We start from the raw sequence: 11585 nt of genomic DNA, 5'->3' as shown, positions 1-11585 counted from the left end.
GGAATGCCGGCGTCCGCGCGGCGCGTGTGGCGGCTGGGGACGGGGATGCCCGGCCGCCTGCCGGGGAAAGCGCGGCTAGCGGGCGTGCAGGCGGGCCAGACAGCCCGCCACCATGAGACCGACACCCCCGTTGAACAGGGTCATGGCCTCGAAGCCGCCGAGATAAAAGTGGCCGGCCAGGCGCGCAGCACCCGCCAGCAGACAGAGGAGCGCCCCCAGCGCGCCCACGGCGCTGCCCAACCCGCCCAGTATTTTTTGCATCGTCTCCCTCCTCGACCTGCGCGAGGAAACAAGGGTAGCAGAGTCTTGCGGCGGCCGCGCAAAGCCGATATATTCGGAACCATGTCGAACGCGCATCTTCACCGCTTCGTCTCCTTTCCGGCCAACGTCCTGCTGGCCGCGCTGCTGCTGCGCCTTGCGCGCTGAAGACTCCGACCTTTCCCCTTCGCTGTATTCACCGGATCGGCTAAACTGCCGGTTTGATTGAATTTTTTGCACGCTCGACGGGCGTGCGCCCAAGTTGGGAGCCCACCATGGCCAAAGACAAGCTCATCATTTTCGATACCACCCTCCGTGACGGCGAGCAGAGTCCCGGCGCCTCCATGACCAAGGAGGAAAAGGTGCGCATCGCGCGCCAGCTGGAGCGCATGCGCGTGGACGTGATCGAGGCCGGTTTTCCGGCCGCCTCCAACGGCGATTTCGAGGCGGTCAAGGCCGTTGCCGATGTCATCAAGGACAGTACCGTGTGCGGCCTGGCGCGCGCCCTGGAACGGGACATCGACCGCGCCGGCGAAGCCCTGCGGGGCGCGGTGTCCGGCCGCATCCACACCTTCATCGCCACCAGCCCCATCCACATGGAGAAGAAGCTGCGCATGAGCCCGGAGCAGGTGCTGCAGCAGGCGGTGCAGGCGGTGAAATGGGCGCGCAAGTGGACGGACAACGTGGAATTCTCACCCGAGGATGCCGGCCGCTCCGAACTCGATTTCCTGTGCCGCGTGCTGGAGGCGGTGATCGACGCCGGCGCCACCACCATCAACATTCCGGACACCGTGGGCTACAACCTGCCGCACCAGTTCGGCGAGTTGATCCGGCAGCTGCGGGAGCGGGTGCCCAATTCCGACAAGGCCGTGTTCTCCGTGCACTGCCACAACGACCTGGGGCTGGCGGTGGCCAATTCCTTGTCCGCGGTGCTCAACGGCGCGCGCCAGGTGGAGTGCACCATCAACGGCCTGGGGGAACGTGCCGGCAATGCCGCGCTGGAGGAAATCGTCATGGCGGTGCGCACGCGCCAGGACGTGTTCCCCTGCGACACCACCATCGACACCACCCAGATCGTGCCGGCCTCGCGCCTGGTGGCCAGTATCACCGGCTTCGCGGTGCAGCCCAACAAGGCCATCGTCGGCGCCAATGCCTTCGCCCACGAGTCGGGCATCCATCAGGACGGCGTGCTCAAGCACCGCCAGACCTACGAGATCATGCGTGCCGAGGACGTGGGCTGGAGCGCCAACCGGATGGTGCTGGGCAAGCACTCCGGTCGCAACGCCTTCAAGACTCGCCTCAAGGAACTGGGCATCGAACTGCCGTCCGAGGAAGCCCTCAATGCGGCCTTCGCGCGGTTCAAGGAGCTCGCCGACAAGAAGCACGAAATCTTCGACGAGGACCTGCACGCCCTGGTGAGCGACGAGGCGCAGCTGCTGGAAAGCGAGATCTACCGGCTGGTTTCCCTGCGGGTGTGTTCCGAGACGGGGGAGATTCCCCACGCCCGCATCGTGCTCGCCGAACATGGTGTGGAGAAGGCGGCCGAGGCCGATGGCAGCGGCCCCGTGGATGCCTCGTTCAAGGCCATCGAGGCAGTGGTAAAAAGTGGCGCGGAGCTTCTGCTCTATTCGGTGAACAACATCACCAGCGGCACCGATGCCCAGGGCGAGGTGACGGTGCGGCTGTCCAAGGGCGGTCGCATCGTCAACGGCCAGGGCGCGGACACGGACATCGTGGTGGCCTCTGCCAAGGCCTACATCCACGCCCTCAATCGGCTGCACTCCCGGCTGGAGCGGGCGCATCCCCAGGTTTGAGTGCCGCCCGCGGCGGGATGCTGGCCACCAGGGCGCGCAGCTTGGCCGGCGGCACCGGCTTGTGCAGAACGGGATAGCCGTGTTCCCGGGCGCGCTTGAGGTGGTCGGCGGCAGCATCGCCCGTGATCAACACCGCCGGCACCGGTGCGCCCACTGCCTCCTGCACCGTGTGAATGGCGTCGATGCCGGTGCGTCCCCCTGCCAGGCGGTAATCCGCGATCACCAGATCGGGGGTGCGGTCGGACTGCGCAAGCTGCGCCACCGCCTCCTCCGCCGAGGCGCTGGCGATCACCTTGCAGCCCCAGTCGGACAGCAGCGTCTGGGTGGCTTCCCGGATGATGCGCTCGTCCTCGATCAGCACCACCAGCCGTTCCGCCGAGGCGCGCAGGAACTCGGGAGCGGGTGCCGTATCCTCGGCCGGTGCCTGCTGGCGCAACACGCCGCGCGGGACGGTCACGGCGAAGCAGGCGCCGCGCCCCGGGCGTGAGCGCACGTCGATGGGATGGTGCAAAAGCTCCGCCAGGCGCTTGACGATGGCCAGCCCGAGCCCCAGCCCCTTGCTGCGGTCTCGTTCCGGATTGGCGATCTGGTAGAACTCCTCGAACACCCGCTGCTGTTCCTCTTCCGGAATGCCGGGCCCGCTGTCCCAGACTTCGATGCGCACCAGCTTGCCGCGCCGGCGGGCGCCGATCACCACACCGCCCTGCTCGGTGTAGTTCACCGCGTTGGCCGCGAGATTGCGCACGATGCGTTCCAACAGCAGCGGGTCGCTGCGCACCACCAGGGCGGTGTCCACCACCTGGAAACGAATGCCCTTGTGATGGGCCTTGCCGGTGAAATCCCGGCGCACGTTGTCGAACAGGTCATGCAGGCGAAAGCTCACCACCCGCGCCTGGATGGCTCCCGCATCCAGCTTGGAGATGTCCAGCAGGGAATCGAACAGGCTGGTGAGGGCGATGATGGAAGCCTGCATCTGGTCGGCGATGTGACGCACCTCGGGATAGCGCAGCCGCTCCACCAGGGTGGCGGCGAACAGGCTCAGGGCGTGCATGGGCTGGCGCAGGTCGTGGCTGGCCGCGGCCAGGAAGCGGGACTTGGCGCGGCTTGCCGCCTCCGCCTGGTCGCGCGCCCGCTCCGCGGCGTTTTTTTCCACGGTGAGGGCGGTCTCCAGCGCCTCGCGCCGCGCGATCTCCGACAGCAGGGCCTCGTTGCTGAGGCGCTGGGCCTCCCGCGCGGCGAACTCGCGCCGGCGCAGCTGGCTGAAGCGGTAGGCGGCCACGGTGCCGAAGCTGTTGCTGAGCAGCAGCACTCCCAGCAGGGAGATCAGGGTGGTCTGGTCGGGCCGCGCCCAGCCAAACAGGTAAACCAGGAAAGAGGCGGTGCCCGCGAGGGCCACGCCCGATGCCAGCAGGAAGCGGTTGGGCAGGAAGACATAGACCGCCACCAGGATCACGATCATGGCGGCGGCGTGGGCGGCGAGGTCACCCGGCCGGGTGATGAGGATGACGAAATTGCCGGCGATGGCCACCAGCTCGATGAAGCTCGCGGCCCAGCCGTTGCTCACCCAGGCGGGACGGCGCTCCACCCACCTGAGCAGGCCGATGGCGAGCGCGGTGATGGCCAGCCGCAGGAGGAACAGCCGCCAGAAGGCCGGGGTATTGCCCAGGGAGGCATAATCGGGGATGGCGAAGGACAGGTAGAAAAACGCGCCCACCGCCACCGCCATGCGGAAATCCGTGCGCAGGGCGGGGTAGGCGTCCTGCCGGTAGCGCTGTTCCAGTTCGGGGTCGCGAAACTCGGCGGTGAGCGGGGCAAGCCGCGCCAGGCCAGTCGGCGTGGGCGCAGGCGGGACGGATTTCGCCTCGGGCAAAGACATGGAACCTCAATCGCCGACCAGGGCGCGCTTGGTCTGCTCCACCTTCACCAGGAAGCGCTGCAGCCGGGCCTGGTCGGCTGCAGCCAGATCGAGATAGCGCAGACCCACCCGCGTTTCCACCCGGCCGCCGCGCAGGTTGACCGGGGTCAGATGGCGTACTTCCACCGCGACGCGCAGATCGCCCAAAGGTTCTCCCAGGCTCAGGGTGCAGTCGTCGAAACGGTCCAGCACCTGGGCACGCGCCAGGGCCTCGTTGGCGATCACGCACACGCCGCCCACACTGATGTCGTGGATGCGCAGTCCCTCGCGGCCGCTCTGCACCGCCGGCAGATGGGCACGCGCATCCAAGGAAAGGGGTACCACCGCCCGGAAGTAATCCCGCCGCTGCAGACGCAGCACCGCCTCGGGCAACCAGGCCACGAAGGCGGGACTGCCGCCGAACTGGGTTTTGGCCGCGGGCCCGGTGCTCCACTGCACGCGGATGCCGTCCTGCATGCCCACGAACAGCAGACGCTCGCTTTTCAGCAGACGCTCGTTCATTTCCGCCTGGCTGCCCAGGTCGAACACGAAGGTTTCCTGCGCCGGACGCACGTCCAGGAGGGCGGTGAGGATGAAGTTGCGTCCCTGGTCGAAATACACGGCCAGCGAATCCGCATGGTTGTTCAGACTGCGCAGGATTTGCACCACCTCTGTGCGCGATTCGAGCCAGTACTGACCCAGATCCTGCTCGGGGTCGATGGGCCGCAGGGAGGTTTCCGGCGTGCTCATGCGCGCGGCTCACCGGCCCCGGCGCCTGCGGGTGCCGTGTCGCAGCGGATCACGCCCTCGGATACCCGCTGCGGCACTCCCAGGAAATCGTGCGCCAGTGCCTGGGTGTATTCGAGAATCGTATAGCCGGCGCAACCCTGGATGGCGGCGATCTCCTCCGCACGGCGCCGGAAGATGGGCTCGGCCTCGCCCTGTCCTCCCCGTGTGAGCTTGCCCTGGCGCACGGTGATGCGGTAACGGTCGGGGGCGATGCGCCGGTCCTCCACGTCCCAGCGAAAGCCATCGTGGGTGTAGTACACCACGGCCGCCACGGCCAGGGCTTCCTTGTTGGAGAGATTGGGCAGGTCGAGGGTGGAACAGCCTGCGAGCAGGCAGACCCCCGCCAGCGGCAGAAGGGATTTCATGCCCGCCTCTTGGCGCGCCGCCCCTCGATGAGCGCCTGGATGAGCGGCGTGCAGATCACGTCCAGCGCCAGCCGCAGCTTGCCTCCCGGCACCACCATGGTGTTGGGACGCGACATGAAGGAGCCGCCGATGCGGCGCAGGAGATCCGGAAAGTCGAAACGCTTGGGATCGCGGAAATGGATGACCAGGATGCTCTCGTCCGCGCTGGGCACGTCGCGCGCAATGAAGGGGTTGGAGGTGTCCACCAGCGGCATGCGCTGGATGTTGATGTCCGTGATGCCGAACTGGGGCACGATGAAATGGATGTAGTCGCGCAGCCGGCGCAGGATGGTGGTGGTCACTTCCTCCACGGTGCAGCCGGTCTTGGAACAGTCGCGGTGGATCTTCTGGATCCATTCCAGGTTCACGGCAGGCACGATGCCGATCAGCAGGTCCACGTACTGGGCAGCGTTCACGCCCTTGGCGCCATTGCCACGCCGGTCGCGGAAGTCGGCAGGCAGGTGGGCGGGGCTCGCCCGGCGCCGGGTCCAGGTGTGGGCTGCCACACCGCCGTGCATCCCTTCGTAGAAGAGGAGATCGGTGCCCTTGGGGATGGGCTCCCAGGGGGTGAAGGTGCCCACCGGCCGGTTGAAGCGGCGCGCATCGTCCTCGTCGCGCACGTAATGGCGGATCATGCCACCCCCGGTCCTGGAGTAGGTGGCGAACAGCTCTTCCAGTTTGTCGAACAGGTTGCACTCGGGACCGAACAGGCTCACCGGCCGCCCCTGGGCCGTGGATTCCTCGATGAAGCGGTCCATCTCCGGCTTCTCGTAGCGGAAAAAGCTGTCTCCCTTCACCATTGCCGGGGTGATGCCCTGACGGCGGAAAATGTCCGCGAAGGCGTGGCGCACGGTGGTGGTGCCGGCGCCGGCCGAGCCGGTGATGGCGACGATGGGATGTTTCGCTGACACGTGTCCCCCTGGCGATGCTCGATTGCAAGCGCGTGGCAATGCCACAGGATAGGCCAAGCGAAAGCCGATTAGCAAGCCGAAAGAGGGAGTTAGCGCCGTCGCACGGGAAGGGGTGGGCGCGGGTAAAATGGGGCATGCCCCGCCTGCTGCTGTTCCTTCTGCTCCTGGCCGCCCTGCCCGTGCGCGCGGAGAACGTCTGGGCCAGGCCGGCCTGGATTTCTCCATCTCTCCCCGCACGCCGGAGCAGCTCGTCGCCTTCTATTCGGCGCGCGGCTTTGCACCGGAGGCGGTGGAGGTGATCACGGCCAGTTGTTTTCTCACCGTGGGGATTCTCAACCGTGGGAGCCGCGTGGTCTGGCTTGAGCCCGCGCGCTGGCGGTTCGAAACGCTGGACGGCCGCCCCGTGCGGCGCATCGCCCGCGACGAGTGGGAAGCCCGGTTCGAGCGCCTGGCAGTCCCCCTCGGCCAGCGCGCCACCTTCGGCTGGACCCAGCTGCCGGAGAGCCGTGATCTGCAGCCGGGCGAGCCGGTGGGAGGCAATGTCACGGTGGAAGCGCCGGCAGGGCCTTTCCGGCTGATCGCGCGCTTTCCCACGGAAAGCGACCGCAGCGGTCCCCCCATCGAGCTCACGGTGGACGGGCTCGTCTGTCCGGGGAGCAGGCCGTGAGGGGACTCTGGCTGGTTCTGCTTTGCGCCGCCATGGCGGTGCATGCCGCCGAACCGCCGCCCGGGCTGATGCGCCTCGACGGCCGCCCTGCGCCGGCCCTGGTGCTCCCGGACCTGGACGGCCGGACGGTGGATCTCGCCACCCTGCGCGGCCGCTGGGTGATGGTGCACTTCTGGGCGAGCTGGTGCGGTCCCTGCCGGCGCGAGATGCCGACGCTGGTCAGCGTCCTACACACCCACCCGCCGGAGCGTCTCACGCTGCTCCTCGTGAATACCGCCGAAAACGAGGACGACGTGTTCGCCTTTCTCGCCAGTGTGGCGCCGGAACTCTCAACCCTGCTGGACCGGGACGGCCAGGTCACCGCCCGCTGGCAGCCCCGGGGCCTGCCCTCCACTTTCCTGGTGGATCCCGAGGGTCGCCTGCGCTATCTCGCCTTGGGTGGGCGTGACTGGTCCGCCCCGGCCTATCGGGCATTCCTGCGGGGGCTCACTACTCCCTAGGGCGATTGCCTCCTGGCGTTCCGGCCGGTAGGCTTGGGCGCCTGTTTCCTGGACGAATGCCGTGCGTCGCGACCCTTTGCCTGCTGCCTGTGCCCCCGCGTCGTCGGATGCGGAGCCTTTCCGGGTGGTGCTCATCAGCCCCTACGAACTCGGCCGCCAGCCGGTTGCCCTGGCGCAGGCCGCCGCCTGGCTCCGGCGCGCCGGCATGACGGTGGACTGCCTCGATCTTTCCCTTCAAAAGCTCGACCCCGTGCGCCTTGCCAGCGCCCGGGTGGTGGCCTTCTACCTGGGCATGCATACCGCCACCCGCATCGCCATGGAAGCCCTGCCGCGGGCCCGTGCCCTGGCTCCCCATGCGGCCTTCGCCGCCTTCGGTCTGTACGCGCCCGTGAACGAAAGTCTGTTGCGGGATCTGGGCGTTGCGGCGGTGTTCGGCGGCGAATCGGAACCGGATCTCCTGGAGTGGGCAGAAGCCGTGCGCGCGGGCCAGGGCCCGCCCCGCACGACCCGGGTGCATACCGGACGCATCGAGTTCCTGGTGCCGGACCGCACGGGGCTGCCGCCGCTGGCGCGCTACGCCCACCTGGTGCTGCCGGATGGCAGCCGGCGCACCGCGGGTTTCGTCGAGACCACGCGCGGCTGCAAGCACCTGTGCCGCCACTGCCCGGTGGTGCCGGTGTACGAGGGACGCTTCCGCGCCGTGCCCCTGGCGGTGGTGATGGCGGACATCGAACAGCAGGTGGCCATGGGGGCGGAGCACATTTCCTTCACGGACCACGATTTCCTGAACGGTCCCGGCCATGCCCTGAAGGTGGTGCGCGCCATGCATGCACGCTTTCCGCAACTGAGCTTCGACGCCACCATCAAGATCGAGCATCTCATCCGCCACGGCGAGCTCCTGCCGGAGCTGAAGGCGGCGGGTTGTGCCTTCGTCATCAGCGCGGTGGAGTCGGTGGACGACAGGGTGCTGGAGCACCTCGCCAAGAACCACACCCGCGCGGATTTCCGGCGTGCGGTGGCGCTGATGCGGGAGGTCGGGCTGGCCCTGGCCCCCACCTGGGTGGCTTTCCATCCCTGGTCCACGCTGGAAGGCTACCTCGACCTGTTGGAGACCCTGGTGGACTTGCGCCTGGTGGAGGCGGTGCCGCCGGTGCAGCTTGCCATCCGCCTGCTGGTGCCCGCCGGCTCGCGCCTCCTCGACCTGCCGGGCTTCCGGGATCAACTCTTGCCCTTCGACGCCCGGCTGCTGGGGTATCCCTGGCGCCATGCCGATCCCCGCGTGGATGCCCTGCAGCAGGAGGTGGAGGCACTGGCGGCGGCGGGGGAGCAGGCCAGTACGCCCCGGCGCGAGATTTTCGAGTCCATCTGGCAGGCGGCGCACCGCGCCCTGGGCCGCCCTGCCCCCAGCCTGGCCGGGCGCGATCTGGGCGAACCCATTCCCCATCTGTCCGAACCCTGGTACTGCTGTGCCGAGCCCACGGCGCAGCAGTTGCAGTCCTTCTGAGGGCGGGCATGCGGCGGGTGCTTTTGCTGCTGCCGGTGGCTGGCTACCGCAACGAGGATTTTCTCGAGGCGGCACGGCGCCTTGGTGCGGAAGTGATTGGGGTGGCGGACTATTGTCCCCGCCTGGCGCCCCGCTGGGGGCTGCCGCCCCTGCTGGCGGTGCCCTTCGACCGCCCCGCGATCGCCGCCGAGATCGTGCTCAAGCACCTGCCGGCTCGGCCCGATGCCGTGCTCGCCGCGGACGATCACGGTGTGGAACTGGCTGCACTGTTGCGCGAACGTCTCGGTGTTCCGGGCAATCCCCCGGCGGCGGTGGCGCGCCTGCGGGACAAACTCGGCTTTCGCCAGCTGTTGCAGGAAACGGGGCTCAACTGTCCCCCCTTCGCCCACCTGCCGGACACGGTGGATCCCGCGGGCTGGCAGCCGCCCTGGGGTTTTCCGGTGGTGGTGAAGGCACGCCGGCTGTCCGCCAGCCGGGCCGTGGTGCGCGCCGACGATACCGCCTCGTTCCGGGCCGCGGTGCGCCTGGCGCGGGAGATCCAGCGCCGCGCCGACCGCGAGGCCGCGCAGCTGGGGCTGGTGGTGGAAGCCTTCATCCCGGGACGTGAATATGCCCTGGAAGGCCTGCTCGACGCGGGGCGTCTGCGCGTACTCGCCCTGTTCGACAAGCCGGATCCCCTGGACGGACCCTATTTCGAGGAAACGATCTACGTCACGCCCTCGCGTCTGCCCGAAGAAACCCAGCGGTCCATCGCCCGCGCGGTGGAGCAGGCCTGTCGTGCGGCAGGACTGGTGACAGGGCCGGTGCATGCGGAAATGCGCGTCAACCCCGCCGGCGTGTGGCTGCTGGAAATCGCGCCCCGTTCCATTGGCGGCCTGTGTGGCCGGGTGTTGCGGCATGCCCTGGGCATGAGCCTGGAGGAATTGATCCTGCGCCATGCACTGGGGGAGAAACTGCCCCAACCGGCGGCGGGGGAGGGCTCGGGAGTCATGATGATTCCCATTCCCCGGCGTGGCATCTACCAGGGGGTGGACCATTTCGCCGAAGCGGCCGCCGTGCCCGGCATCACCGACATCCAGATCAGCGTGGAAGCGGGGACGCTGCTCAAGCCCGTGCCCGAGGGCGCAGCCTATCTGGGTTTCATTTTTGCCCGGTGCGACACGCCCGAGGCTGCGGAGGCGGCGCTGCGGCAGGCCCACGCGAAACTTGCCTTCCGCATCCGGCCGGAAGTGGAGCTGGTTCCCGGCGGGCGGTAAGATAGGCGCGGCGCAGGCAGCGGTCCTGCCGGTATGTCGCTATAAAGTAAAGACCTGACCCCGTCCGATAAAGATCTGACCCCCATGCATGTGGTGAAGACTGCGTTGCCGGAAGTGCTGGTGCTGGAACCGCGGGTGTTCGGCGACGAGCGGGGATTTTTCTTCGAGAGCTACAACCGGCGCACGTTTGCCGAGGCGACCGGGGTCGATCCGGAATTCGTGCAGGACAATCATTCCCGTTCGGTCCGGAATGTCCTGCGCGGCCTGCACTACCAGATCCGGCAGCCCCAGGGGAAGCTCGTGCGCGTGGTGGTGGGCGAGGTGTTCGACGTGGCGGTGGACCTGCGCCGCTCCTCGCCCCGTTTCGGGCGCTGGACGGGCGTGCATCTGTCGGCCCGAAACAAGCGCATGCTGTGGATTCCGCCCGGGTTCGCCCACGGCTTTCTGGTGCTTTCGGACGTGGCCGAGTTTCTCTACAAGACCACGGATTATTACGCGCCCGAGCACGAACGCTGCCTGCGCTGGAACGACCCCACCCTGGGCATCCACTGGCCCCTGGCGGGTGAGCCGCTGCTGTCGGCCAAGGATCGCCAGGGACTGACCCTGGCAGAGGCGGAGGTGTATCCGTGAACATCCTGCTCATCGGCCGCAACGGTCAGCTCGGCTGGGAGCTCAAGCGCACGCTCGCGCCCCTGGGGCGCCTGACCGCCCTGGGACGGCAGGAGCTGGATCTTGCGGATGTCGAGGCCATCCGCCAGGCGGTGCGCCACGCGGGTCCCGCGCTCATCGTCAACGCCGCGGCCTACACGGCCGTGGACCGCGCGCAGCAGGAACGGGAGACGGCCTTTGCCATCAACGCCGTGGCGCCGCGCGTCCTGGCCGAGGAGGCGAAGCGTCTCGGCGCGGCGCTCATTCACTATTCCACCGATTACGTGTTCGACGGCGCGAAGAACGCACCCTACCGGGAAATCGATGCGCCGCGTCCCCTCAACGTCTACGGCGAATCCAAGTTGGAGGGGGAGCGCGCCATCGAGGCGGTGGCGGCCCCCCATCTCATCCTGCGCACGAGCTGGGTGTACGGGCTGCGCGGCGGCAATTTCCTGCTCACCATCCTGCGCCTGGCCAAGGAGCGGGACAGTCTGCGCGTGGTGGACGACCAGATCGGGGCGCCCACCTGGAGCCGGCTCATCGCCGAAGCCAGCGCCGCCATCGTCGCCCAGGCCCATGCCCATGGCGGCATCGCCGAATTCCTGGCGGACAAGGGCGGGCTTTACCATCTCGCCGCCGGCGGCCAGACCAGCTGGTGCGGTTTCGCCCAGGCCATCGTCACCCATGCCCCCATGCTGGAACGGCGGCCGCCGGTTGCGCCCATCCCCAGCCGCGAATATCCGCTGCCGGCGCCGCGTCCCGCCTACTCCGTGCTGGACAGCAGCCGGGCGGCGCGCGTGTTCGGCGTGGCCCTGCCGGACTGGCAGGCTTCCCTGCTGGACTGCCTGGCGGACATGGCATCCTGAGGGCATCCGGGGCGCGTGCAAGCCCGCGTGCTTCGCCAGTAGAATAGACGCCTTGCCGCGCCACTCCGGAAGCC

General features: G+C 68.3%; 12 protein-coding genes. 7 read left to right on the top strand and 5 right to left on the bottom strand.

Annotation, left to right across the window (positions count from 1 at the left end):
• Window positions 1–75: 75 nt before the first annotated feature.
• Complete coding sequence (locus ACZ42P_RS03985) at window positions 76–261, bottom strand: hypothetical protein (protein ID WP_464898803.1); 186 nt, start codon at window positions 259–261, stop codon at window positions 76–78.
• Window positions 262–533: 272 nt separating this feature from the next.
• On the opposite strand from ACZ42P_RS03985, the gene ACZ42P_RS03980 reads away from it, so the two are divergent.
• The gene (locus ACZ42P_RS03980) at window positions 534–2072 is read left to right on the top strand and encodes a 2-isopropylmalate synthase (protein ID WP_464898802.1); all 1539 of its coding nucleotides are present in this window, start codon (window positions 534–536) and stop codon (window positions 2070–2072) included.
• Here the strand turns inward: ACZ42P_RS03980 and ACZ42P_RS03975 are convergent.
• The 4 genes from ACZ42P_RS03975 to ACZ42P_RS03960 are packed head-to-tail and all read right to left on the bottom strand — an operon-like array spanning window position 2026 to window position 6070.
• Complete coding sequence (locus ACZ42P_RS03975) at window positions 2026–3948, bottom strand: sensor histidine kinase (RefSeq protein WP_464898801.1); 1923 nt, start codon at window positions 3946–3948, stop codon at window positions 2026–2028. The two genes, ACZ42P_RS03980 and ACZ42P_RS03975, sit on opposite strands and share 47 nt — an antisense overlap.
• Window positions 3949–3954: 6 nt before the next feature.
• A complete protein-coding gene (locus ACZ42P_RS03970) occupies window positions 3955–4716 on the bottom strand; it encodes a flagellar brake protein (protein ID WP_464898800.1) in 762 nt (253 codons plus the stop codon).
• Window positions 4713–5120, bottom strand: a complete 408-nt coding sequence (locus ACZ42P_RS03965) for a hypothetical protein (protein WP_464898799.1) — start codon at window positions 5118–5120, stop codon at window positions 4713–4715. Before ACZ42P_RS03965 ends, ACZ42P_RS03970 begins: the two co-directional genes overlap by 4 nt.
• Window positions 5117–6070, bottom strand: a complete 954-nt coding sequence (locus ACZ42P_RS03960; RefSeq protein ID WP_464898798.1) for a phosphoribulokinase — start codon at window positions 6068–6070, stop codon at window positions 5117–5119. Before ACZ42P_RS03960 ends, ACZ42P_RS03965 begins: the two co-directional genes overlap by 4 nt.
• Before the next feature lie 127 nt (window positions 6071–6197).
• On the opposite strand from ACZ42P_RS03960, the gene ACZ42P_RS03955 reads away from it, so the two are divergent.
• The 6 genes from ACZ42P_RS03955 (at window position 6198) to rfbD (ending at window position 11511) form a co-directional block, all read left to right on the top strand.
• Window positions 6198–6737: a hypothetical protein gene (locus ACZ42P_RS03955; RefSeq protein WP_464898797.1), complete on the top strand. Its 540-nt coding sequence runs from the start codon at window positions 6198–6200 to the stop codon at window positions 6735–6737.
• On the top strand, window positions 6734–7237 hold the full coding sequence (locus ACZ42P_RS03950) for a TlpA family protein disulfide reductase (protein WP_464898796.1): 504 nt from the start codon (window positions 6734–6736) through the stop codon (window positions 7235–7237). Before ACZ42P_RS03955 ends, ACZ42P_RS03950 begins: the two co-directional genes overlap by 4 nt.
• Before the next feature lie 124 nt (window positions 7238–7361).
• A complete protein-coding gene (locus ACZ42P_RS03945) occupies window positions 7362–8741 on the top strand; it encodes a CUAEP/CCAEP-tail radical SAM (seleno)protein (protein ID WP_464898795.1) in 1380 nt (459 codons plus the stop codon).
• Between the two features lie 8 nt (window positions 8742–8749).
• Window positions 8750–9997 carry an ATP-grasp domain-containing protein gene (locus ACZ42P_RS03940; RefSeq protein ID WP_464898794.1) on the top strand — a complete coding sequence of 416 codons (1248 nt, stop codon included), beginning with the start codon at window positions 8750–8752 and terminating at the stop codon, window positions 9995–9997.
• Between the two features lie 84 nt (window positions 9998–10081).
• A complete protein-coding gene (rfbC, locus tag ACZ42P_RS03935; protein WP_464898793.1) occupies window positions 10082–10627 on the top strand; it encodes a dTDP-4-dehydrorhamnose 3,5-epimerase in 546 nt (181 codons plus the stop codon).
• Window positions 10624–11511, top strand: a complete 888-nt coding sequence (gene rfbD, locus ACZ42P_RS03930) for a dTDP-4-dehydrorhamnose reductase (protein ID WP_464898792.1) — start codon at window positions 10624–10626, stop codon at window positions 11509–11511. Before rfbC ends, rfbD begins: the two co-directional genes overlap by 4 nt.
• Window positions 11512–11585: the final 74 nt, after the last annotated feature.

This window comes from Thiobacter subterraneus (genome assembly GCF_055379455.1).
Note: the sequence above shows the minus strand (reverse complement) of the source record. Positions and strands in the feature narration are given on the sequence as shown.